The sequence below is a fragment of the Pseudomonas putida genome (assembly GCF_028682455.1).
Taxonomy (GTDB): Bacteria; Pseudomonadota; Gammaproteobacteria; order Pseudomonadales; family Pseudomonadaceae; genus Aquipseudomonas; species Aquipseudomonas putida_AA.
On the sequence record NZ_JANHLD010000002.1, the window covers coordinates 236,172 to 259,598 of the forward strand.

The 23,427-nt window shown below is 63.0% G+C and carries 15 protein-coding genes and 2 pseudogenes; 10 read left to right on the forward strand and 7 right to left on the reverse strand.

Annotated features, from left to right (window positions below; genetic code table 11):
- Positions 1-8: 8 nt before the first annotated feature.
- The gene (locus NPS58_RS11815; RefSeq protein ID WP_274115536.1) at positions 9-1,355 is read right to left on the reverse strand and encodes a hypothetical protein; all 1,347 of its coding nucleotides are present in this window, start codon (positions 1,353-1,355) and stop codon (positions 9-11) included.
- Positions 1,356-1,591: 236 nt separating this feature from the next.
- Here NPS58_RS11815 and NPS58_RS11820 point away from each other — a divergent pair, with 236 nt between their 5' ends.
- The 4 genes and pseudogenes from NPS58_RS11820 to NPS58_RS11835 all read left to right on the forward strand — a co-directional run.
- Positions 1,592-3,061, forward strand: a complete 1,470-nt coding sequence (locus NPS58_RS11820) for a sensor histidine kinase (protein WP_274115537.1) — start codon at positions 1,592-1,594, stop codon at positions 3,059-3,061.
- A gap of 173 nt (positions 3,062-3,234) precedes the next feature.
- Positions 3,235-6,015 (forward strand): multicopper oxidase domain-containing protein, encoded by a 2,781-nt coding sequence (locus tag NPS58_RS11825; RefSeq protein ID WP_274115538.1) that lies wholly within the window; start codon positions 3,235-3,237, stop codon positions 6,013-6,015.
- 13 nt (positions 6,016-6,028) lie between these two features.
- On the forward strand, positions 6,029-7,000 hold the full coding sequence (locus NPS58_RS11830) for an SCO family protein (protein ID WP_274115539.1): 972 nt from the start codon (positions 6,029-6,031) through the stop codon (positions 6,998-7,000).
- 107 nt (positions 7,001-7,107) lie between these two features.
- A pseudogene (locus tag NPS58_RS11835) lies at positions 7,108-7,734 on the forward strand (two-component sensor histidine kinase); the annotation flags it as partial.
- A 132-nt stretch (positions 7,735-7,866) separates the two neighbouring features.
- Here NPS58_RS11835 and NPS58_RS11840 read toward each other — a convergent pair.
- Positions 7,867-8,861 (reverse strand): IS5 family transposase gene (locus NPS58_RS11840; RefSeq protein WP_147811342.1). Its coding sequence is split into 2 segments (ribosomal slippage): positions 7,867-8,102 and positions 8,102-8,861, totalling 996 coding nucleotides; the frame shifts between segments, so codons are not numbered across the junction.
- 90 nt (positions 8,862-8,951) lie between these two features.
- Between NPS58_RS11840 and NPS58_RS11845 the strand changes: the two are divergent.
- Together NPS58_RS11845 and NPS58_RS11850 are read left to right on the forward strand one after the other, a co-directional pair.
- Positions 8,952-9,827: pseudogene (locus NPS58_RS11845) on the forward strand (sensor histidine kinase); the annotation flags it as partial.
- Positions 9,802-11,235 (forward strand): sigma-54-dependent transcriptional regulator, encoded by a 1,434-nt coding sequence (locus tag NPS58_RS11850; protein ID WP_274115540.1) that lies wholly within the window; start codon positions 9,802-9,804, stop codon positions 11,233-11,235. The pseudogene NPS58_RS11845 and the gene NPS58_RS11850, both read left to right, overlap by 26 nt.
- 258 nt (positions 11,236-11,493) lie before the next feature.
- Here NPS58_RS11850 and NPS58_RS11855 read toward each other — a convergent pair whose 3' ends face one another.
- The 4 genes from NPS58_RS11855 to NPS58_RS11870 all read right to left on the reverse strand — a co-directional run bounded on the left by NPS58_RS11855 (position 11,494) and on the right by NPS58_RS11870 (position 15,350).
- Entirely contained in the window at positions 11,494-11,802 is a 309-nt protein-coding gene (locus NPS58_RS11855; protein WP_274115541.1) for a hypothetical protein, read from the reverse strand.
- 79 nt (positions 11,803-11,881) lie between these two features.
- Positions 11,882-13,072: a hypothetical protein gene (locus NPS58_RS11860; protein ID WP_274115542.1), complete on the reverse strand. Its 1,191-nt coding sequence runs from the start codon at positions 13,070-13,072 to the stop codon at positions 11,882-11,884.
- Between the two features lie 83 nt (positions 13,073-13,155).
- A complete protein-coding gene (locus NPS58_RS11865; RefSeq protein WP_274115543.1) occupies positions 13,156-13,623 on the reverse strand; it encodes a VOC family protein in 468 nt (155 codons plus the stop codon).
- Between the two features lie 107 nt (positions 13,624-13,730).
- Positions 13,731-15,350: an NADP-dependent glyceraldehyde-3-phosphate dehydrogenase gene (locus NPS58_RS11870; protein ID WP_274115544.1), complete on the reverse strand. Its 1,620-nt coding sequence runs from the start codon at positions 15,348-15,350 to the stop codon at positions 13,731-13,733.
- 139 nt (positions 15,351-15,489) lie between these two features.
- Between NPS58_RS11870 and NPS58_RS11875 the strand changes: the two genes are divergently transcribed.
- Entirely contained in the window at positions 15,490-17,727 is a 2,238-nt protein-coding gene (locus tag NPS58_RS11875) for a putative bifunctional diguanylate cyclase/phosphodiesterase (protein WP_274115545.1), read from the forward strand.
- Between the two features lies 1 nt (position 17,728).
- Here NPS58_RS11875 and NPS58_RS11880 read toward each other — a convergent pair whose 3' ends face one another.
- Complete coding sequence (locus tag NPS58_RS11880; protein WP_274115546.1) at positions 17,729-18,664, reverse strand: LysR substrate-binding domain-containing protein; 936 nt, start codon at positions 18,662-18,664, stop codon at positions 17,729-17,731.
- 146 nt (positions 18,665-18,810) lie between these two features.
- Between NPS58_RS11880 and NPS58_RS11885 the strand changes: the two genes are divergently transcribed.
- From NPS58_RS11885 to NPS58_RS11895, 3 genes are all read left to right on the forward strand, one after another.
- Positions 18,811-20,187, forward strand: coding sequence for an L-serine ammonia-lyase (locus NPS58_RS11885; RefSeq protein ID WP_274115547.1), 1,377 nt, complete (start codon positions 18,811-18,813; stop codon positions 20,185-20,187).
- 58 nt (positions 20,188-20,245) lie between these two features.
- Positions 20,246-21,544, forward strand: a complete 1,299-nt coding sequence (locus NPS58_RS11890) for a serine/threonine transporter (protein ID WP_274115548.1) — start codon at positions 20,246-20,248, stop codon at positions 21,542-21,544.
- 88 nt (positions 21,545-21,632) lie between these two features.
- The gene (locus tag NPS58_RS11895) at positions 21,633-23,333 is read left to right on the forward strand and encodes a response regulator (RefSeq protein ID WP_274115549.1); all 1,701 of its coding nucleotides are present in this window, start codon (positions 21,633-21,635) and stop codon (positions 23,331-23,333) included.
- Positions 23,334-23,427 lie beyond the last annotated feature (94 nt).

The window sequence follows — 23,427 nt, forward strand, 5'->3', positions numbered from 1 at the left end:
GATGATGTTCATGGCACGAGCACCACTTCTTCGCTGTCGCTACCGCCATTGCCGCTGGTCACCGTGACCACGGCTGGCGGGATCGGCGAGAGCCCGGTGGTGAGGGTCTTGACCGCGCCATTGCCACTCAGGGTGCCGATCGAGGCACCGTTCCCAGTGCTGGCGCTGAGCACGGGCGGGCTGGTTTCATCACTGGTCGAGGCGACCAGGGTCAATTGCCCCGAGGCCAGGCTGAACTCGGCGCGCTGGATCACTACCAGGTCGGTCAGCGGCATGGTCAGGGTGGTAGGGGTGCTGCTGGGGATCGCCAGCTGGTTGTCGGCGGTCACTTGCAGGTTCAGCGGCAGGGCAGGATTCAGGACGGACTGGCCGTACCAGGCACCGGTGCTGTTGGCTTCGGTGAGGGTCAGGTTGGGGGTCTGGCTGATCAGTGTGGCGGTGCCGGGAGGTGGAGGGGCCAGCACGAAGACATCCTGCTGGGCGCGCAGGTCGCCGTTTTCACTGTGGCGCGAGTAGGTACTGCGCTGGGCGATGATCGGGGTTGGCCGGATCACCTCCGACAGTTTGCCCGATACCGAGAACAGCTCGGTGCGCACGTCGATGCCATTGGGCCCCTCGATGCGCACGAAGTTGGTGTTGAACGGGCTGCCGGTGACGGCTTCTTCCAGGTTCGGGTCGCCAATGAAGCGTTCGCTGGCACCGGTGGCCGGGTTGGTCTCGGTGTACGGGCCACCGACACCGCGCAGGAACGGGCCGACATCGCCCTTGAGTGCACCGGTGTAGGTTTTCGGCGCGCCGATGCCGATGTCGCGGGTCATGTTGATCGCCCGGCGTCCCGCCACCGGCACATCGAATACTTCGACGCCGTACGGGTGGGTGACGATGTAGGTACCTGCGGTGGGTACATCGACGCGGATACGTACCCGGGCGAAGCTGACTTGCTCGCCCTCTTTCACTTCTTCGGCGGCAAAGGCCGCTTCGATGGCCGTGCCGTAACTCAGGTCGATGCCGCGGGCAGCATCGACAATCGCTGCATCGGCGGTGAACCAGAAGGTTTCATCGGGATAGTTGGTGGGGAAACTGATCGGCCGGGTGTCATCGAACACCCCGGGTGCCGGGTTGAGCACGCACATGTACGACGGTGCGCCGGGTGCCCCGGCAACCCGCGAACTGACGGCCTTGGTCAGGCACAGGTCGAGGACTCGGCCGTGGGTGTCCTGGTACCAGGCGGCGAATCCGCCGGTTGCGGGGAGGTAGGGCCCGGGATCTACTTCGTACAGCGCGGCCTGGGCGGGTGCCTGGATAAGGCCTGCCATGATCAGCAAAGCCAGCGGGTGGGGCGTTGGACGGTGCATGAGTCTTCCCTCTTGCAATCGGGCCCATGGACTTGGGTCGTCTGCACGAAGCTCGGCAACTTCCATACCAATGTTGTGAAATCCGCCTGGCACAAGGGCTGCAGGGCAGTGGAGGGCATTTTCGCTGCTGCAGTGGCCGGGGCCGATGACCCAGGGTTGGGGGTGATTGGGGGAGCACAGCGGGGTAATCACGGGAACTGGGCTATAACCTTAGAACTCACCTGCCGGAGTTCGCGATGGACCTGCAATCACGCCTGGATTCGCCACCCCTGCAAGAAACCACCCACCGCGCAGGCACGGGCAAGCGGCCGTTCAACCTGCTGCGCTGGTATGCCTTTGTCAGCCTGGCGATCATCCTCTCGGTGGCCGTGGGCCTGGGGCTTATTTCCAGCCGCTTCGTGATCAACGAAAGCGTCGAGCGCGATGCGTTGCTGACGGCGCAGTTCATACAGGCGATTGCCTCGGCCGAGGTGCGCCATGTGTCCATTCCCAACGTGCGCACCATGGGGGAATTGCTCGACCCGCGCCTGGACCAGAGCTTCCCGGAAGTCGATCCCCAGGCCCGGCGCAGTGCCCGGGGCGAGTTTCTCGATCATGTCGCCAACCTGCCCGACATGCTCCTGGCCAACATCTATGCGCCGGACCGCATGGTGATCTGGTCGAGCAACCCGGCGCTGGTGGGCAAGATGATCGAATCCGATGACGACCTGGAAATGGCCTTCGAAAACAAGGTGCGGGTGTCGGCCAGCTACCACGATGTCGACCAGGCGCGCAGCGAGCAGAAGTTCATCACCCCGCCCGAGCAACTGTTCATCGAGAACTACATCCCGCTGTTCGACGCCGATGGCGAGAACGTCACCGCCATGGTGGAAATCTACAAGGAGCCGCGCGACCTGATCCTGCGAATCGAGCGCGGCCTGATCCTGATCTGGCTGGCGGTCGCGGTAGGCGCCGCGCTGGTTTATGGCGGCCTTTACTGGCTGATGTACCGCGCCAACCGGCAGTTGGCGGCGCAACAAAAGCACTTGATCAACAACGAAACCTACGTGGCACTGGGCGAGATGTCGTCGGCGGTGGCCCACAGTTTGCGTAACCCGCTGGCCAGCATTCGCTCCAGCGCCGAACTTGCCCAGGAGTTCGAGGAGGGCCCGGCGCAAAAGAACATCGGCGACATCATCAGCCAGGTCGATCGCATGTCGCACTGGGTACGCCAGTTGCTTCAGTCGCTGCGCCCGCTCAACGATGAGGCCGAGCCGGTGGAACTCGAGCGCGTGGTGCAGGACAGCCTGCTGGCCTTTACCCTGCAGTTGCGTCGCCAGGGTATCCAGGTGCAGGCCGACCCCCTGTCCGGGGTGCAGGTGCTCAGCCAGCCGGTGTTGCTGGGGCAGATCTTCAACAGCCTGATCGCCAATGCCCTGGAAGCCATGGCCGAAGGCGGCACCCTGCGTATCGAGAAGGTCAAGCACAACCGCAAGACCCTGATCGTGCGGGTGTGCGACAACGGCAAGGGCATGACCGAGGAGCAGTTGCGCATGGCCGTGAAGCCCTTCTTCACCACCAAGCAGGGCGGCTTGGGCGTGGGCCTGGTGCTGGTCAAACGGATCATGGAACGCTTTGGCGGCTCGCTGCGCCTGACCAGCAGCGAGGGCGAGGGCACCAGCGTGCAACTGGCTTTCCGCGTCATCCCGACGCCGCCTGCCGGTTGAGGGCAGCGCATTCATTACCCGATTCCGGGGAACTCTTTTTCACCATAATCTAATCTTGATTATTAGATTTCTGATCTATTTCATTGAAAAATAAAATGTACATATCTTGAAACAGTTTTGGCCGAGTAATTGCAAATGGACATTACCGGTCCAACAAAACTGGGTGAGAGATCATGGCCAAGCGTGTGTACTACCCTTTGTGCCTGAGCGCTGCTCTGGCTTTGTTGCTGGCGGCCGAAGTGCCTGCCAGCCCGATCGACGATGTCGAACAGCCGGAGCCGGGAGATCCGTCGGCCTACAGCGATGTGCCGGCCGACCCTGCTGCGGCCCTGGGAAACCTGCTGTCGCTGCCTGAAGCCAACGTTGCGGCGTTCGATACCTCCGAGGGTGAGGGTGATCGCAACACACCCCGCCAGGAGAACCCGCGCCCCCCGGCGCTGCAGACCTCGTTCAACTACCCCACCAATGGGGCCCCAAGCCCAATGTTCGGGGCTCAGCCCTTCAGCCAGCAGTTGTTGCTGTTCGAGGAATTCGGGCCCACGCGCCTGGACCCCACCACCCCATCGGGCCCGTTGCTGTTCCCGGCACCCAGCACTGGCCCGGCCCCGCAGCAGGACCCGCTCAACGTTGCCCGCAGTGCGCCCAGTGGCCCCGCGCTGGACGCCTTTCTCAAGCAACCGGGCCTGAGCCCGTTCCCCAGCCAGTTCGCCAATGTGGTCGACCGCAACCCCTGGCAGGCACAAATCGAGATGTTCCTGAACCGCCATGTCGGCGCGCCGGCCGAAGGGCGCCCACCGGGAAAGGGCTGGTCGCACCAGCGCTGGAACGAGTTCTACCCGCAAGCGGCGTACAAGACGGCGCAGGCGGGGGCACGGATCAATGGCGGCCTGCGCGACGCTGTACAGATGCACCACTACAGCGTCGGTGAGTTCGCGCCCGGCGGGCTCTATTACAACACCGCAGGCCAGGCCAACACCCTGGGCACCACCAAGGGCATCGACACCCGTTTTCACCCCAACATGCCCCTGCAGGATCACAAGTCATTGTGGACCTTCGACGGCACGTTGCCGGCCAAGCTGCTGATGGTGCGCTATGGCCAGCCCCTGCTGATGCGCCACTACAACGCCTTGCCCATCGACCCGGCAGCCAACCACGGCTTTGGCCTGCATACCATCAGCACTCACGAGCACAACGGCCATTCCCCGGCCGAAAGCGATGGCTACGCCAATGCGTTCTTCTTCCCCGGCCAGTACTACGACTACCGCTGGCCGTTGCAGCTGGCCGGCTATGACAGTGTCAACACCCGTGCCGAAGACCCGCGCGCCTCGTTCCCATGCACCCCCGGCGAAACCCTGTGGGTCAATGACGCCAACCCGGGCCTGAAAACCTGCGACAACGGCAGCATCCGTATACGCGGTGACTGGCGCGAGACCATGAGCACCCACTGGTTCCACGACCACATGCTCGATTTCACCGCGCAGAACGTCTACAAGGGCAACGCGGCGATGATGAACTACTACAGCGCCCTGGACCGTGGCAACGAAGCTTTCGATGATGGCGTCAACCTGCGCCTGCCCAGCGGCTCCGCGCTGTCGTGGGGCAACCGCGACTATGACGTCAACCTGCTGATCGCCGACAAGGCCTGGAATGCCGATGGCCAGTTGTGGTTCAACCCCTTCAACACCGATGGCTTCCTTGGCGACCAGGTATTGGTGAACTGGCAGTACAAGCCGTTTCTCGATGTTCGTGCGCGCAGCTATCGCTTTCGAATTCTCAATGGCTCAGTGTCGCGCTACTTCAAGCTGGCGCTGGTCCGTGAGGTCAAGGGTAGCGGGGGCGAGTTTGCCGGGCCCAAGGGCTCGGGGCTGTCCTATGCACGGGTTCCGTTCCACATGATCGCCAACGACGGCAACATCATGGAACATGCCGTGCCGTTCGACGGCACGATGGACCTGGATGCCGACGGCAATCGCCAGAATCACAACGCCATCTTGCCTACCCAGGGCATCGCCGAGCGCTTTGACATTGTCGTCAACTTCGCCAGGAACGGCGTCAAGGCGGGCGACAAGCTGTTCCTGGTCAACCTCAAGGCCCACGACACCGGCAAGGGGCCCAAGGAAGATATCGACCTGGCCGATGTGCTGTCCGAGAAATACCAGGCGGTGATCAAGCAGACCAGCAAGGGCCCGCAATGGGACAAGGGCGACCCGGCGGTGGGCAAGGTGCTGCAGCTCAACGTCAAGGCCTACAGCGGCCAGGACCTGGCCATGGACCCGTCCGCCTACGAGCCGGCCAAGCCAGGCAAGGCCGAGGGCAAGGTGATGTTTCCGCTCAAGTTGCACCGGGATAACCCGGCCGACCAGGCGCGGCTGGCCCAGGCCCGCCATCGCACCTTCATCTTCGGGCGCTCCGACGGTACCGACCAGGTGCCGTGGACGATCAAGTCCGACGGTGGCCTGGGCTACAACATGGACCCACGACGGCTCAGTGCCTCGCCGCAATTGGCGACCGGGCCGACCGATGCCGGTGCCAGTGGCTTGGGCACCCTGGAAGTCTGGAAAATCCAGAACGGCGGCAACGGCTGGAGCCACCCGGTGCATGTGCACTTCGAGGAAGGCATCATCCTCAGCCGTGGCGGCAAGGCGCCGCCTGAGTGGGAAAAGTGGGCGCGCAAGGACGTCTACCGCATAGGCAGCGAAGGCGATGGCCTGGACAACGTGGAGTTGGCAATCAACTTTCGCGAGTTTGCCGGGACCTATATGGAGCACTGCCACAACACCCAGCACGAGGACAACTCGATGCTGCTGCGCTGGGATATCGAGCACCCCGGCCAGCTGCAACTGATGCCCACGCCGTTGCCGAGCTGGGACGGGGTCAGCTACATCAACTCAGCCGCGCTGCCGACCTGGCGTACCGGGGATGGCAAGGGCCCGCAGGTCAAGGTCGGCAAATAGCGAGGCAACGATGATGAGCCGTTACCTGATGTGCATGTTGCTGTGCTGGGCGCTCCAGGGGATGGCCGAGGAGGCCACCCCCTGGGGGGCGGGTTTTTTCCCCAATACTGCGCTGACCGATCAGGACGGTCAGCCGGTGCATTTTTTCGACGACCTGATCAAGGGCAAGGTGGTGGTGATCAATTTCATCTTCACCGGCTGTGGCGACTCCTGCCCGCTGGAAACGGCCCGCTTGCGCCAGGTGCAGCAACTGCTTGGCGAGCGAGTGGGGCGCGACGTGTTTTTCTACTCGATCAGTATCGACCCGCTCAGCGACACCCCCGAAGTCCTCAAGGCCTATGCCGCGAAATTCAAGGCGGGGCCGGGCTGGCGCTTTCTGACCGGCGACAAGGACCAGATCGATGCCTTGCGCCGGCGCCTGGGGCTGTTCATCGAAGGGGTCGACAATGGTCGCAGCCGCGACCACAACCTGAGCCTGATCGTCGGCAACCAGGCCACCGGCCGCTGGATGAAGGCGTCGCCCTTCGAGAATCCCTGGATACTCGCCGACCAGTTGGCCAACAGCCTGCAGAACTGGAAGCAGCCCAGCGTCGAGGAAAGCTACGCCCAGGCACCGGAAATCCGCCCTCCCAGTAGTGGTGAAGAGCTGTTTCGTACCCGCTGTGCGGCCTGCCATAGCCTCGGGCCGCAGGATGGCCAGGGCCTTGGTATGCGTGACGTCGGGCCCGACCTGCTGGGGGTGACCCAGCGCCGTGCTCGGGCCTGGCTGAGCCGTTGGATACGCGAGCCGGATCATATGCTGGCGGAAAAGGATGCCGTGGCGGTCGCGCTGTATGAACAGTACGACCGGGTGGCCATGCCCAACCTGCGCCTGAACCTGCAGGACGCCGATGCGTTGCTTGATTTTCTCCAGCAGGAAACCACGCGCCAGGGGGCACTGGAGCAGGTACGAGGCCCGGCGGGCGGGGCTCTGGAGGTCCACTAAAGGCAAAATACTATCACTGGGCGAACGGCCATAAGAATTGATGTAAAACGCCGGGATCTGCCTGAGCTATAAGTTCTAAGAAAAATGCAGCCCGCCAGGAAGACCCGATGCAGGTGCTGAACAAGAAACTGGCCGATGAGGGCCGCGACACGCAGTCGATACCCAACCGCAACCTGCGCGAGTTCAACCTGCTGCGCTGGTTTTCCGTGGTCAGCCTGTTGATCATCGCGTCGGTGGCGATCGGCCTTGGCTATGTCTCGACGCGCTTCGTGGTCAATGACAGCGTCGAACGCGATGCCATGCTCACCGCCCAGTTCATCCAGGCCATGGCCCAGGCCGAGGTGCGGCATTCGCGCATTCCACCGGGCACCACCATGGCCGAGCTGCTCGACCCGCGCCAGGATGGCCAGCATGCCCACGTCAGTGCCGACCTTGCCGCGGCCACCCGCAACGAGTTTCTCGATCATGTCGAGCACCTGCCCGACACCTTGCTGAGCAATGTCTATGCCTTGGACCGGACCATCGTCTGGTCCACCAACCCGCAGCTGATTGGCAAGAGGATCGATGCCGATCATGACCTCGACGAGTCGTTCAACTCGCAGATGCCGGTGTCGGCCAGCTACCACAAGGCCGATGAAGACCGTGAGGAACAGAAATTCCAGCGCGAGCCTGAGTACCTGTTCATCGAGAACTACATCCCCATGTTCGACGACAGTGGCACCAAGGGAATCGCTGATCAATTCAGATTGGCGCGGCGGCCGTTCCAATCAATGGTTTTTGATGCAGCCAACCCGCTCTCGGCGACAGCACCACGCAAATCATCTTCAATTCTGGCCATTTGGGCCAGTTTTCACCAGTACCGGGTTTCAAGACGCAATAACCCCGTCTGTCATCGCATAACACCGCTTGGCCAACACCAGGTTGGCCAGTGCAAACAGGCTGAACAGCTGGGCCTGATTCTTCTCCATGCCACGGTAGCGTACCTTGCGGTGGCCAAACAGGTTCTTGATCACATGGAACGGGTGTTCCACCTTTGCGCGGATGCTCGCTTTGCAGTGTTCAATACGTTGCATGATCTGCTTCTCCGGGCCATCTTCCATTTTTTGATGGTGCTGCGCCGTGCAGCAATTCGCAGTGCAGGGAGGCTGTCGCCACACCCAGCAAGACGCTTGCCAAGCCCCGTGTAACCGGCATCGGCATAGACTGGTTCCTTGCCGTCCCGCAGGAGCTGCTCGGCTACCGTTATGTCCGCCTGGTTGGCCGAGGTGGCCACCACGCTGTGCGTCAGACCGGTTACTGCATCAACACCGATATGGGCTTTCATGCCGAAAAACCACTGGTTGCCTTTTCGAGTCTGCTTCATTGATGGATCACGTTGCTTGGCCTTGTTCTTGGTAGAAGGTGCAGCAGCAATGATGGTGGCATCGACAATGGTCCCTTCGCGCATGAATAGTCCGCGTTCTGACAGGCTGGCGTTAATCTCCTCGAAGATCCGCTGCGTCAGCGAATGCCTTTCCAGCAGGTGGCGGAAACGCAGGAGTGTTGTAGCATCCGGCACGCTTTCGATGGACAGATCAATGCCGACGAAATCACGCATCGCCTGACTGTCGTAGATCGCATCCTCAAGAGCCTCATCAGCCAGGCCATACCACTGCTGCAGGAAGTAGATTCGTAGCATCCGCTCTAGCGGAGTAGGTGGGCGGCCACGCTTGCCGGCAGAGTCAGGGTAATATGAGGGCGACAGGGCATCCAGCAGGCGCTGCCAGGGCACCAGTACATTCATCTCAGCTAGGAAGCGTTCCCGGCGAGTAACCTTTTTCTTGTTCTGATGCTCGGCTTGGGCGAATGTGATCTGTTTCATCGGGTGGCTTGGCTGAGGTAGTGGCAGTGTCTGGTGATTATACGCGGAGCTGGGCACTCAGGCAGATGGCTGATTTGTGCAGCGTTTCCCAAGGTGCTGTCGATGGTGGAGGTGTACAAGGAGCCCCAGGACCTGGTGCGGCGTATCCAGCGCGGCTACGTGCTGATCTGGACGTCGACGCTGCTCGGCGGTGCGCTGATCTACTTCGGCCTGTTCTGGATCGTGCGACGTGCCGCGAGCATGCTGCAAACCCAGCAACGGCAACTGGTGGCCAGCGAAACCTTCGTCGCCCTGGGCGAAATGTCCTCGGCCGTGGCGCACAGCCTGCGCAATCCGTTGGCGACCATTCGCTCCAGCGCCGAGCTTGCCCAGGAGGTTGCCAGCGAGCGCTCGCAAAAGAACATTGGCGACATCATCAGCCAGGTCGACCGTATGTCACGCTGGGTGCGCGAGCTCCTGGTGTCGCTGCGGCCCTTGAAGGATGATGCCGAGGCCGTCGACCTGGTGGCCGCGGTCGATGACACCTGCAATGCCTTCGCCCAGCAGATCGAGCGCAACAAGGTGCAACTACAGGTCAGCGTGCCGCCCTCGGCGCTGGTGGTGAGCCAGCCGGTGTTGCTCACGCAGATCCTCAACAGCCTGTTTTCCAACGCCCTGGAAGCCATGCCTGGCGGTGGGCAGTTGAGCCTGGAGGTGGTTGAGCTCACCAGCGAACGGAAGGTCCAGCTAACCTTGAGTGATACCGGCAAGGGCATGAGCCAGCAGCAGGAGCGAATGGTCTTCAAACCGTTTTTCACCACCAAGCAGGGCGGCCTCGGAGTTGGCCTGGTATTGGTCAAGCGCATCATGGAACGATTTGGCGGCTCGATCACCTTGAGCAGCCGCGAAGAGGAAGGAACCCGCGTATGCCTGATCTTTAATATTGCGTTGGGAGGGGACCATGGAGCACAGCATCCTGGTAGTTGAGGATGATGAAATCCTCGCTGAGAACATCCAGACCTATCTGGAGCGCAAGGGCTTCGAAGTCACGGTCTGCCACACTGCCGAGCAGGCGCTGGACCAACTGCAGCAGTGCCAGCCAGACGCGGTCCTGACCGATAACTCGTTGCCTGGCATGAGCGGCCACGAGCTGCTCAAGGCCCTGACGGTACGGGCACCGGAGCTCAAGGTGATCATGATGACCGGCTACGGCAACGTCGAAGACGCCGTGCTGGCGATGAAAGAGGGCGCTTTCCACTACCTGACCAAACCCGTGGTGCTTGCCGAGCTCAAGCTGATGCTCGACAAGGCCCTGGCCGCAGAGCGCATGGAACGCACGCTGTCGTTCTACCAGGAGCGCGAGGCGCAGAAATCCGGTGGCCAGGCATTGATCGGCGAATCGCCGGCCATGCTCGGGCTCAAGCACACCCTCAAGCAATTGCTCGACGCCGAACGGCGCATGGCCAGCGGTGACTTGCCACCGGTCCTGGTGGAAGGTGAAACCGGCACCGGCAAGGAGCTGGTGGCCCGAGCCCTGCATTTTGATGGCGCCCGCAGCAAAGGGCCGTTCATCGAGTTCAACTGTGCCTCGATCCCGGCCAACCTCCTGGAAGCGGAACTGTTCGGTCATGAAAAGGGCGCATTCACGGACGCCAAGGACCGTCGGGTCGGTCTGGTCGAAGCGGCCGATGGCGGCACCTTGTTCCTCGACGAAATTGGCGAAATGGACCTGGTGCTGCAGGCCAAGCTGCTCAAGTTGCTGGAAGACCGGACCATTCGCCGTATCGGTGCGGTCAAGGAGCGCAAGGTCGATTTGCGCATCATCAGCGCGACCAACTGCAACCTCGAGCAGATGGTCCAGCAGGGCAAGTTTCGTCGCGACCTGTTCTTTCGGCTGCGCATCATCTCGATCAAGGTCCCCCGGCTGTATGCCCGGGGCGAGGACATCCTGCTGCTGGCCCGGCATTTTCTGGCCCTGCATGGCAAGCGTTATGGCAAGTCGCACCTGTTCTTCAGCCCGGAGGCCGAGGAGTTGATGCTCAACTACAGCTGGCCGGGCAACGTGCGCGAGCTGCGCAACATGCTTGAGCAGACGGTGCTGCTGGCACCGGACGAAGAGATCGCCCCGCACCAGCTCAATGTGTGCATGAGCCTGGTGGACGAGCCACTGGATGTGCCGATGGCACCGCTTCACGCTCATGAACTGCAAGGCAGTGCAGAGATTCCAGGCACCACCAGCTTGCCGGAGGTTGAGCGCGACATGGTCCGCAAGATGCTTGACCGTACCGACTGGAATGTCACCAAGTCGGCACGGTTGCTGGGGTTGAGCCGGGACATGCTTCGCTACCGGATCGAGAAGCTTGGATTGACGCGGCCAGACAAGCGGCAATGGTAGGTGGGTGAAGGCAGATCCATTATTCGTGGTGATGCCGAGTTACCTTTGGACCTTGTGGCGCCTTACTTTGGCAAGCACTGGTGTGCCGGCCCAGCCCAAAGTAAGCAAAGGCCTCCTGAAGATTACGATCAAAAACACAATTCGCTGCGCTCTTGCTGGCCTGTGGAGTTCTTTGGAGCTAAGCCGTACCTGTGGGAGCGGGCTTGCCCGCGATCGGCCGCGAAGCGGCCGCATTTCAGTCAGGTTGAACCTTGCCGTTTAATAGCTGCCGGTTGCGCTCCCGCTATCTTGATCACCCTTCTCCGACCCCGTTCCCTCGCTGGGCTCTCGCCGGGTGCCGTCGGTTTCGACTCCCCCCTGGCGGCCATTGTCGTTGCCTTGGGTGCGAGGGTCGGTACCGTTGGGCAGCGGGGTGTCGGTGGGGTTGGTGCCTGTGTTGACACCCGGCAGTGCCGGTGTCGCCGGTGCGGTTTCGGGGTTGGGGTTGGTGGGGCCGGTGCTACCGGCAAAGGCCTGGGTGCCGAGCAGTGCGCTGAACACCAGGGCGGCAAGGGCGGTGCGGGTCATGGCCAAACTCCTTTTCATGGGCTGTCCAGACATTGGGCCGCCCCCGTCGCCGAGCGTGCGATGCAGGCGACCAGCGGCGCTACTCGCGCCCGCGCATGAAGAACCCCGCGACGTACTTGCGAAAGGTGTCCAGGCTCTTGAAGTCGGCATAGCGCTTGAAGGTCTCGCCTTCGGGCTCCGGCCCCAGCGGCTGGTCGGTGAGTGATATCGACAGCACCCGGTCCTGGTCGGCACTCAATACCAGGGTATCCATGCCCTGGCTGCCGATCACCGGGCGGCGCATGATCACCCGCACACCCTTGCCGGCCATCCAGTCGATCAATGAGACGAGCATCTTCAGCGGCTCGCGCTCTTCATCGCGATACACCGGGAAAAACTGACCGCGTGACAACACCGGCACGCTGGCGACATGGATCAGTTCATAGAAGTGGCTGCCGGCGGTGGTGGGGGAGTAGATCGCCAGGGCCAGCAGCGGCCCCGGGGTCTTGCTGCCACCCCAGAGCAAATGGTGGCCCTGGAAGTCGAAGCCCTCTTCGCTGCGCTCGTTGAACACCTTGCGTGTCTTGATCTGGTTGACGCAGTCGAGCATCAGGCCGTAGCGGCGATGGTTGCCGAAGGCGCTGGAGTCACGCAGCCGGGCCTTGAGCATCATCATGTGCTTCATGTCCAGGCGGGTTTCCAGGTAGTTGCTGGCCGGAACCCGTTCGATCAGCGGATAGCGGCTGGCCACGTTGCGCAGTTCGGCGAACTGGCCGGTGAGGTCCTTCTTCAGGTGGGTGGCGTAGACGTTCAGGCCGCTGGCCTCGATCAGGGTCAGCAACAGCGATAACAAGCGCTGCTGTTCGCGTTTCTCGCCGTTGCCGCCGTCCTGGCCCACAGCGCCGGTAGCACGCGGAAAATCACCGATCAGGCGCAAGGGCGTATCGGGCGCCAGCCAGGCGGCGGGCACGCTGTCGAGCGCCTCGGCTTGGCCGGCTTCGCGCTCCTCCTTGATGAAGGCGCAGTCGGGGGCGTGCTCGGCGGTACCGGGATTGTTCTTCAAGAACAGGGTGCCGGTGTGGCTGTTGAGGTTGACATTGAGCACCGGCATTGCCCGTGGCAGGCAATCGCATGCCAGCCAGTGCCCGGCGGCCCGGATCTTGAGCAGTAGTTGATTGGCCTGCAGCAGGCGCGGACCTTCCAGGCTGCCCTGCACAAAACCGCGCAGCAGCTCGTCTTCGGCGGGGGTGAGGGTGCGCACCAGTGCGGCGTTTTTCTCGATGATTCTCATGGACAATCCTGGCCAGCCATCCTGTGCCTGCCACCTTAATGCAAAGCCCGGCCGACGGCCATTCGCCTGCCGGGCGTTGGGGGTTACTGCCCGCCGAACAGTTTTGCAGCGCGCGCGCGGATTTCTTCCACCGAGAGGTCTTCCTTGTGGGTAGAGACGAACCAGAGGTTGCCGAACGGGTCTTTCAGGGTACCGCTACGGTCGCCGTAGAACTGGTCTTGCACGGCACTGACCTGGGTGGCCCCGGCCTTGATCGCCTGGGCATAGCGCGCATCGACATCCTCGACATACAGGTGCAGGCCAATGGCGGCGCCGCCCAGCGACTGGCTGCTGGTCAGCCCCCCGGCCTGGTCGCAGGGGTCGGCGAGCATGATCGAGGAATCACCGATCTTCAGCTCCGCATGGCCCACGCGCCCATCGGGGCCGTCGAGGCGGAACATCTCGACCGCACCGAAGGCGGCCTTGTAGAAGTCGATGGCTTTGGCAGCATCCTTGATGCCCAGGTAAGGGGTGATGCTGTGTTGTCCTTCGGGGATTGGTTTGACGGCCATTTTATAGATCCTCCTTAAAGCGCCGTGGGTGATTGGCGCGAAACTGTATGTTTGTACAGTTTCGGTGATTCGGCAAATCAAAACCCACGGCGCTGGACGGACGGCAACTAGAAAATGTAGTCGGTGGTCAGGAAGCTCGAGTCGCGGTTGCGGATGATGTCGCTGATCAACTGCTTGTTGCTCTCCTGGAACTTGGTGGCCACCAGGGTACGGATCGAGAACACCCGCAGCGCATCGTGAACCGACAGGGTGCCTTCGGCGGAGTTCTTGCGGCCGTTGAAGGGGTAGGTGTCCGGGCCACGCTGGCATTGGGCATTGAGGTTGATGCGCCCGACCTGGTTGGCGAAGGTGTCGACCAGGCGACCGACTTCAGCCGCATTGGTGCCGAAAATGCTCAACTGCTGGCCGAAATCGGAGTCGAGCACGTAGTCGATCACCGTCTGCAGGTCGCGGTAGGGCACCACTGGAACCACCGGGCCGAACTGCTCCTCCTGGTACACGCGCATCTGTGCGGTCACCGGGTACAGCAGCGCAGGGTAGAAGAACGAACCGCGGCTGGCACCGCCGCCTTCATTGATGACCCGGGCGCCTTTGTCGATGGCATCGGCCACCAGGCCATTGAGGTAGTCGATCTTGCCGGCCTCGGGCAGCGGCGTCAGGCTCACACCCGGCTCCCACGGCATGCCGGGCTTGAGCGCGGCCAGCTTGCGCTGGAACTTGTCGAGAAAGCTGTCGACCACGGTCTCGTGCACGAACAGGATTTTCAGCGCCGTGCAGCGCTGGCCGTTGAACGACAGGGCGCCGGTGACCGCCTCGTTGACGGCGTTGTCCAGGTCGACCTCGGGCAGCACGATCCCCGGGTTCTTGGCATCCAGGCCCAGCGCCGCGCGCAGGCGATGCGGGCGTGGGTGGAGTTTTTTCAGGTCACTGGCAGCCTTGTTGGTGCCGATGAAGGCGAATACATCGATCTTGCCGCTGGCCATCAGCGCGCTGACCGTCTCGCGGCCGCGGCCATAGATGACATTGATCACCCCGGCCGGGAAGCTGTCGCGAAAGGCTTCGAGCAACGGGCGAATCAGCAGAACGCCGAACTTGGCGGGCTTGAACACCACGGTATTACCCATGATCAGCGCGGGGATCAGGGTGGTGAAGGTCTCGTTGAGCGGGTAGTTGTAGGGGCCCATGCACAGTGCCACGCCCAGTGGTGCGCGGCGGATCTGGCCCAGGGTGTCCTGCTCCAGCTCGAACCGGCTGGAGCGTCGGTCCAGCTCCTTGAGCGCGCCGATGGTATCGACGATGTAGTCGCAGGTGCGGTCGAATTCCTTTTCCGAATCCTTGAGGTTCTTGCCGATCTCCCACATCAGCAGCTTGACCACGGCGCTGCGTTGTTCGCGCATTTTGGCCAGGAAGGTCTCGACATGCTGGATGCGCTCGGCGACGCGCATGGTCGGCCAGGCACCCCGGCCCTTGTCGTAGGCCTGCACGGCGGCGTCCAGGGCGGTGAGGGCGGTATCGGCATCGAGCAGGGGCGTCTTACCGAGGATCACTTGCGTCTCCTGGTCGCCTTCCTTGAGCCAGACCGGGCTGCGTACCGTGGCCAGGGGGCCGTCCCAGCGCTGCAACTGGCCGTTGACCAGGTATTGCGTTTGCTCCAGCGGCTCGCCCAGGCGGTACGCCTCGGGGATCTCGTTGGCGGTGGGAAACAGCGAATCGAGCAGACGGTCCATGGGCGCAGCACCTCTTTTTCTAGATTGGGTGAAACGTTTCAGTTCGAGCATAACGCCAGCGCGCTAAAAAAAGCCAGCCTCGCTCAATATTGCGTCACGGGCGCCGATAAAGCGTAAAGCCTGCGCAATTGACGGACCTATGAGCACAAGAATCCTCGCCCTTGATGACAGTCTGGTCCTGCCCAGGAGTCTGCGCTCCACCTTGAATCGCCTGCTGCCGATCGGCTTTGCACTGATTGGCATCGGTTTGTCGGTGGCACTCGGTCGCCTCGATGTGCAACGCCAGGAAAGTGAGCTGATCGCCAACGCCAGTGCCCGGTTGTCTGGCGTGCGTGCGGCCCTGGAGGCCCAGTTGCGCTCGGCGTTCGGCGAGACCGAAGGCATCGCCCAATTGATCAGTGCCGACGGGCAGATCACCCCCGAGCACTTTCACAATATGGCCCGCCAGGCCATCGCCTCGGTACCGCACATCCGGCATATCTCCATCGCTCCCGGCGATGTCGTTGCCGACGTCTACCCGCTGCATGGCAACCAGAGCCTCATCGGCGTGGACTACCGCCACCTGCCCGACCAATACCCGCTGTTGCAGCGTGCGCGAGACCACTACAGCCCGGTGCTGGCCGGCCCTTTGCAGCTGTACCAGGGCGGCCGCGGGCTGATCTACCGGCGCCCGGTGTTTCTCAAGGGCCATAAAGGGGTAAAGCTGTATTGGGGCAATGTTTCCATCGTCGCCGATATAGATCGCCTGCTCAGCGCGGCTGGACTGGACCTTGACCCGGGCTTCGAGCTGGCCCTGCGCGGTGCCGACGGCCAGGGTGCGGTGGGGGGGATGATCTGGGGCGACCCCCAGTTGTTCGCGCGCCATCCGGTGACCGTCAATGTCGATGTGCCAGGCGGGCTCTGGCAGCTGGCGGCCAGCCCGCTGGGCGGCTGGCCTTCCATGAGCCTGTTCGCATCGCCGCTGTTTCTGTTTGCCCTGACCTGCACCGGGCTGTTCAGCCTGTTCGTCGCCCAGCTCAATCGCAGCAACCATGTGATCAACGTGCGCAACCGTGAGCTCAAGCAGTCCCAGGCGCAACTTGAACGCATGGCGCACTATGACGCCATCACCGGGCTGCCCAATCGCTTGCTGTTCCAGCAGCGCTTGTGCGGCGCCCTGGACAAGGCAGAGCCTCTGGCCGTGCTGTTGCTGGATATCGACGGCTTCAAGCAGGTGAACGACAGCCTCGGCCATCACATGGGTGATCTGCTGTTGCAGCAGGCGACGGCGCGCTTCGCCCAGATGATCGACCCGGGCGATTGCGTGTGCCGCCTGGGTGGCGATGAGTTCGCCTTCTTGCTGATCGGCACCGAGGCATCCTGCGTGGTCCGGGTGCGGGCCTTGCTGCAGACTTTGCAACAGCCCTTCGAACTCAATGGCAACACCGCGCTGGTCACCGGCAGTATTGGCCTGGCCTGGTATCCACTCCACGGGCAGAGCGACGATGAGTTGCTGCGCCATGCCGACACGGCGATGTATGCGGCCAAGGAAAGCGGTCGCAATGCCTGGCGCCGCTATCACCCGGACATGACCCTGCGCCTGCAGCAACAGCTGTGCCTGGAACGAGCCTTGCGCCGTGCCTTGCAGCACAACGAATTCGAGCTGTGGTACCAGCCCAAGGTCGACCTGTTCACGGGGCGTGTGGAGGGCGCCGAAGCACTGTTGCGCTGGCATGACCCCGAACACGGGCTGGTGTCGCCGGCCGAGTTCATCCCCTTGGCAGAGCGCAGCGGGTTGATCATTCCGTTGGGCGAGAGGGTTCTGGAACTGGTGTGCGCGCAACTGGCGGCCTGGCGCAGTGCCGATTGCTTGCCAGGCCCCGTGGCGATCAACGTGGCGGCCCTGCAGATCGAGCGCAGCGACTATGTGGCCAGCCTGACCCAGGCCCTGCAACGCTTCGACCTGCAGACGAGCATGCTGGAGGTGGAGATCACCGAAAGCCTGCTGATGGAAAGCCAGCAACACGCCTGTGCGGTGCTGGCCCAGTTGCAGCAGCTCGGCGTGGCCACGGCGGTGGACGACTTCGGCACCGGATACTCGTCGCTGGCTTACCTGAAGATGCTGCCCATCGATCACTTGAAGATCGATCGCGCCTTCATCAAGGACCTTCCGGACGATGACGATGGCGTGGCCATTACCCGGGCGATCATCGACCTGGGGCATGCACTGGGATTTCGCATCACTGCCGAAGGCATCGAAACCCGCGAGCAGTACGCGTTCCTGCGCAACGCCGGGTGTGACCAGGGGCAGGGCTACCTGATCGGGCGGCCCATGCCGGCGCAACAGTTCGATCAATGGCTGCGCGCTGCCCAGCTGGAGCGCGAGCCACTGGGTTGACCTAGGCCGGTGGGTGCAAGGTGCGGAACCCGTCGGCTTCTTCCACCAGCCAGTCATGCACCGCCCGCACGCCCGGGTGCGCCAGGCCGCCGGGTGGGTAGTGCAATACATAGCGCTTGTGGTTGGCGATGGCCGAGCCGAACGGCACGATCAACGTCCCGCGCTCGAGCTCGTCATTGAGCAGGGTGCGGCGGGCAATCGCCACGCCAATGCCGGCGATGGCCGCCTCGATGGTCAGGTGGTTGCGGTTGAAGGTATGACCGCGGCGTACATCCAGCCCGCCAGCGCCGATTCCGTGCAGGTAGAACTCCCATTCGGCGTACTCCGAGCTGCCGCGCCAGGCGGTGATGTCGTGCAGCAACGGATAGTGCGCAAGGTCTGCCGGGCCGTGCAGCGGCGGGCGGCCGCGCAGCAGGGCCGGGGAGCAGACCGGGAAGATCTGTTCGTCGAGCAGCGGCGTTGAATGCATGCCCGGATAGCTGCCGTCGTTGAGGTCGATGGCCAGGTCGAAGTCGCCTTCGTGCAGGGCCTGGCTGCTGTCTTCGGCCACCAGGCGCAGCTGGATGTCCGGGTAGCGTTGCTGCAGGCGGGGCAGGCGCGGGGTCAGCCACTTGGCCAGGAACGAGGGGATCGAGCGCAGGCGAAGCGTGCCGCGAATTTCGCCGGCGTCCAGGCGGCGCAATTCGGCATCGATACTGCCATAGGCTTCGCTGACCGTCTGTGCCAGGCGCTGGCCTTCGGCCGTCAGCTCCACGCCCCGGGCGCGGCGCATGAACAGGCGAAAGCCCAGGCGCTCTTCCAGTTGTCGGATTTGTTGGCTAACTGCGCCCGGAGTGATGTGCAGTTCTTCGGCGCAACGGGTGAACGACAGGTGCCGCGCCGCGCAAGAAAATACGTGGAGCCAGACGTACATCTGGCCATTCATCTGTCGTCTCATCGTTTAGTACTGCTAAAGGCTTGCTTAGAAAGATTCGTTGGTCAATGCCACGGTGACCGGGCAGTATCGCGCAACTTCGCGACACCCATCAATTTTTTCACAGCGCCGCAGGGTGACATTCGTCGCCTGAGCGTGCAGGCATTAGCATGGCTATCAGTGTTTTCGACCTTTTCAAGATTGGTATCGGGCCGTCCAGCTCCCATACCGTAGGCCCGATGCGGGCGGCTGCCACCTTTGCCCAGGCCTTGCGCGAGCAGGGCACCCTGGACCAGGTGAGTCGGGTGGAGGTTCGTCTGTACGGCTCGCTGTCGGCCACCGGCGTGGGCCATGCCACCGACCGCGCCTGCCTGCTCGGACTGATGGGCCAATGGCCGGACCAGATCGATCCGCAAAGCATCGAGCCACGCATTGCACAGCTGCAGGCCAGCCAGACGCTGTTGCTCGACGGCAGCCACGCGATTGCCTTCGATTGCAGCCGTGATGTGTTGCTGCTCGAAGAAAGCCTGCCCTACCACCCCAATGCCATGACCCTGGAGGCGAGCAGCGAGAGGGGCCTGTTGCTGCAACAGACCTACTACTCGGTGGGTGGCGGTTTTATCGTCGAGGCCGCGCAGCTCGGCCAGGCGCAGAACGAAGCCGAGCAGGTACAGTTGCCCTACGATTTCGACAGCGCCGCCCAGTTGCTGGCGCTGTGCAAACTGCACCAGCTGCGCGTCAGCGAGCTGATGATGGCCAACGAGCGGGCCTGGCGCCCGGAGGCCGAAGTGCGCAGCGGCTTGCTCAAACTCTGGGCGGCCATGCGCGAGTGTGTCGACAACGGCTTGCGCAACGAAGGCATCCTGCCGGGTGGGCTGAAGGTCAAGCGCCGTGCTGCCAAGTTGCATCGCAGCTTGCAGGAGCTGGGCAAGCCCAACGTGATCGGCTCGACCCTGAGTGCCATGGAGTGGGTCAACCTGTTCGCGCTGGCGGTCAACGAAGAAAACGCCGCCGGCGGGCGCATGGTCACCGCGCCCACCAATGGCGCCGCGGGCATCATTCCCGCCGTGCTGCACTACTACATGAAATTCAACCCCGACGCCTGTGACAACGACGTGGTCGACTTCCTGCTCAGCGCCGCTGCAGTGGGCATTTTGTGCAAGAAGAACGCGTCGATCTCGGGTGCCGAAGTGGGCTGCCAGGGTGAGGTGGGGTCTGCCTGCGCCATGGCCGCCGCGGGGCTGGCCGACGTACTGGGCGCAACCCCCATGCAGGTGGAGAACGCCGCCGAAATCGCCCTGGAACACAACCTTGGCCTGACCTGCGACCCGGTCGGCGGCCTGGTCCAGGTGCCGTGCATCGAGCGCAACGCCATTGCCGCGGTCAAGGCGATCAATGCCGTGCAAATGGCCCTGCGGGGTAATGGCGAGCACTTCATCTCGCTGGACCGGGTGATCCGCACCATGCGCGATACCGGCGCCGACATGCATGCCAACTACAAGGAGACCTCGCGCGGCGGCCTGGCCGTCGCCTTCGTCGAGTGTTGAGCCCGCCCCTACAGCAAAGTTATTCATAAGCAACAAAAACAACTACAAGGCAATATCGATGACTGATGTAAACACCACCACCCTGACGGGTGCGCAAACGGCTGCGCCTGTACACAGCAAAGCCTGGAACCGCCAAGACACCACCTGGGTGCTGGGCCTGTACGGTACCGCCATCGGCGCCGGCACCCTGTTCCTGCCGATCAACGCAGGGGTAGGGGGCTTCTGGCCGCTGCTGGTGCTGGCGCTGCTGGCCTTCCCCATGACCTTCTTCGCGCACCGTGGCCTGACCCGCTTCGTGCTCTCGGGCAAGCGCGGGGCAAGCGAAGACATCACCGAAGTGGTCGAGGAGCACTTTGGCGTCGGCGCCGGCAAGCTGATCACGCTGCTCTACTTCTTCGCCATCTTCCCGATCCTGCTGGTGTACAGCGTGGCGCTGACCAACACCCTGGGCAGCTTCATGGAGCACCAGTTGCACATCACCCCGCCACCCCGGGCGGTGCTGGCCTTGCTGCTGATCTGCGGCTTGATGATCGTGGTGCGCAGTGGCCAGGGCATCATCGTCAAGGTCATGAGCCTGCTGGTCTATCCCTTCGTCGCGGCGCTGCTGCTACTGGCCCTGAGCCTGATTCCCAACTGGAACGGCGCGTTCTTCGCCCAGGCCAGCGAAGGCATGCCCCTGGACCTGTTCTTCAAGACCCTGTGGCTGGCGATTCCGGTAATGGTGTTTTCCTTCAACCATTCGCCGATCATCTCGGCCTTTGCCGTTGACCAGAAGCACCGCTACGGCGAGCAGGCCGATGCCAAGAGCGGCAAGATCCTCGCAAGCGCCCATGTGATGATGGTGCTGACGGTCATGTTCTTCTGCTTCAGCTGCGTGCTGGCCCTGTCCCCGGCAGACCTGGCGGCGGCCAAGCAGCAGAACATCTCGATCCTGTCGTACCTGGCCAACCACTTCCAGACTCCGGTAATCGCCTTTGTCGCACCGCTGATTGCCTTGGTGGCAATCACCAAGTCGTTCCTGGGGCACTACATCGGTGCCAGCGAAGGCTTCCAGGGCCTGATCGTCAAGAGCCTGCGCGGCCGCGGCAAGCAACTGCCGGCCAAGCGCCTGGAACAGTTGACCGCATTGTTCATGGTGCTGGCCTGCTGGGTGGTGGCCACCCTCAACCCGAGCATTCTCGGCATGATCGAGAACCTCGGTGGGCCGATCATTGCCTGCCTGCTGTTCCTGATGCCGATGTACGCGGTGCACAAGGTGCCGTCGCTGCGCAAGTACTCGGGCAAACTCTCCAATGTGTTCGTGGTACTGATCGGCCTGATCACCCTGTCGGCGATTCTCTACTCCTTCCTCGCCTGACCCACCCCGGCGCCGGGGATCGCTCTCCGGCGCTGCCGATGCAAGGCTATGCACTACGCTGTAGCGGAAACTCGCAGGAGCGATGGCCATGCACACAATCGTGATAGCAGACGAGCAACCTTTACTGCGCGCCGCCGTGCAGGCCTTGCTCAATGCCCAGGGCCACAGGGTGGTGGCCGCCCTGGACAACGGTGCCGACGCCCTGCAACAGGCGCTGGCGCTGGAACCCGAGCTGTTGATCCTTGACCTTGCACTGCCCAGGCTGGGCGGGCTCGAAGTGATCCGCCGCCTGCATCAACGGCAAAGCCCCACCCGCACCCTGGTACTGACCGCGCAAAGCACCGAGCACATCGCCGGACTGTGCCTGCAGGCGGGCGCCTCGGGCTTTGTCAGCAAGCTCGAGGCGGTGGAGGAGCTGGGCGAAGCGGTGCGGACCCTGCTCCGAGGCCGCGCGTGGTTTCCGGTCAGGAGCCTGGGCAGCGTTGCCGCGCCGCAAGGCCTGCAGGCCGAGGACGAACAACTGCTCAACCTGTCGCCTCGTGAGCGCACCGTGCTGCAGTACCTGGTCAGCGGTCGCAGCAACAAGGACATCGCCTACCAGTTGAACCTGAGCGACCGCACCGTGAGCACCTACAAGGCGCGCTTGCTGCAAAAGCTCAACGCCGGCTCGCTTGCCGAACTGCTGGAGATCGCGTGGCGCGGCGGCCTGATCGAGCGTCTGCCGACCACCGCCAGCGCGTTGCCCGGCGAAAGCCGCGACAAGTATTTTCACGAGCTGTTCGAAGCCATGCCGATGCCAGTGTGCCTGCGCGATGTCGAAGGCTATCTGCTGAACTGCAACCGGCGCTTCCTGGAGGTGCTCGACACAACCCTGGAGAAGGCGGTGGGCAAGCGGGTCATCGACAGCGAACGGGTACCGCCGCACGAGGCCCTGCAGTTTCACCAGCGCTACCTGCAAGCGGTCGCCGCGCAGCAGCCCTATAGCATGGAGCTGGTAGTGCACGACCGCGGCAAGGAAATCGCCTTGCATCATTGGGGCGCGCCGTTCCGGGATGCGCAAGGGGCACTGGTGGGCATGCTGTGCTCCTTTGTCGACATGACCGCCCACGAACAAGCCCTGATCAGCCTGACCCATGCCAATGAGCAGAACCTTGCGGTAAGGCGCGCCCGGCTGGTGTTCCTGCACCAGGTGGGCGAGGAGTTCCGGCACATGCTGGAAATGATCGCCGGTCGCTTGCGCGAGGTCGCCGCCACGTTTACCGAGAGTGCAGCCTTGGACCAGGCGCGGCAGGACATCCGCAAGATGCTCGAACGCATCGGCGTGCTGCTTGACCTGGCGGACCTCGAAAGCGGGACGCTGTTGCTCCGGCCACGGGCGACCGACCTGGTGCGCCTGACCCGCGAGACCCTGCAGGCAGCCACGGCCGACGGTGTATTGAGTGCAGAATGGCAAGCGCCACAGGCGCCGACGCCGGGTTGGATCGACCGTGGGCGCTACCGGCAGATAGTCGGCTTGCTGCTGCACCATTGTGGGCAATGGGTGACAAGCCCATTACAGGTGACCGCCAGCAGCGCACTGCTGGGGCATGCCGAAATGCTCTGGGAGTTGCGGATCGGTCCGCAGCAGGCCGATGAGCCGTTCGATGTCCCGGACGATACCCTGGAGCCGGCGCTGGTACTCTGCGAGCGCCTGGCGCAATTGATGGGTGGCCAATTGCGCTGGCACGTGCCGCCCCAGGGCGACTACCTGCTGACCTTGCGCCTGCGCCTGCCCCAGGCCACGCCGTAGATACCGCCCCACACTGTACTGCGGGGTGAACCCGGGGCCTCGGTGGCGGCTGTAGTGCATCCCCTACATCACTCTCATGATCCCCTGATCCCGG

What these genes read in the sequence shown, in the direction of transcription:
- NPS58_RS11815 (WP_274115536.1), bottom strand. Translation starts at nt 1,355, where the DNA reads ATGCACCGTCCAACGCCCCACCCGCTGGCTTTGCTGATCATGGCAGGC.
- NPS58_RS11820 (WP_274115537.1), top strand. Translation starts at nt 1,592, where the DNA reads ATGGACCTGCAATCACGCCTGGATTCGCCACCCCTGCAAGAAACCACC.
- NPS58_RS11825 (WP_274115538.1), top strand. Translation starts at nt 3,235, where the DNA reads ATGGCCAAGCGTGTGTACTACCCTTTGTGCCTGAGCGCTGCTCTGGCT.
- NPS58_RS11830 (WP_274115539.1), top strand. Translation starts at nt 6,029, where the DNA reads ATGAGCCGTTACCTGATGTGCATGTTGCTGTGCTGGGCGCTCCAGGGG.
- NPS58_RS11850 (WP_274115540.1), top strand. Translation starts at nt 9,802, where the DNA reads ATGGAGCACAGCATCCTGGTAGTTGAGGATGATGAAATCCTCGCTGAG.
- NPS58_RS11855 (WP_274115541.1), bottom strand. Translation starts at nt 11,802, where the DNA reads ATGACCCGCACCGCCCTTGCCGCCCTGGTGTTCAGCGCACTGCTCGGC.
- NPS58_RS11860 (WP_274115542.1), bottom strand. Translation starts at nt 13,072, where the DNA reads ATGAGAATCATCGAGAAAAACGCCGCACTGGTGCGCACCCTCACCCCC.
- NPS58_RS11865 (WP_274115543.1), bottom strand. Translation starts at nt 13,623, where the DNA reads ATGGCCGTCAAACCAATCCCCGAAGGACAACACAGCATCACCCCTTAC.
- NPS58_RS11870 (WP_274115544.1), bottom strand. Translation starts at nt 15,350, where the DNA reads ATGGACCGTCTGCTCGATTCGCTGTTTCCCACCGCCAACGAGATCCCC.
- NPS58_RS11875 (WP_274115545.1), top strand. Translation starts at nt 15,490, where the DNA reads ATGAGCACAAGAATCCTCGCCCTTGATGACAGTCTGGTCCTGCCCAGG.
- NPS58_RS11880 (WP_274115546.1), bottom strand. Translation starts at nt 18,664, where the DNA reads ATGAGACGACAGATGAATGGCCAGATGTACGTCTGGCTCCACGTATTT.
- NPS58_RS11885 (WP_274115547.1), top strand. Translation starts at nt 18,811, where the DNA reads ATGGCTATCAGTGTTTTCGACCTTTTCAAGATTGGTATCGGGCCGTCC.
- NPS58_RS11890 (WP_274115548.1), top strand. Translation starts at nt 20,246, where the DNA reads ATGACTGATGTAAACACCACCACCCTGACGGGTGCGCAAACGGCTGCG.
- NPS58_RS11895 (WP_274115549.1), top strand. Translation starts at nt 21,633, where the DNA reads ATGCACACAATCGTGATAGCAGACGAGCAACCTTTACTGCGCGCCGCC.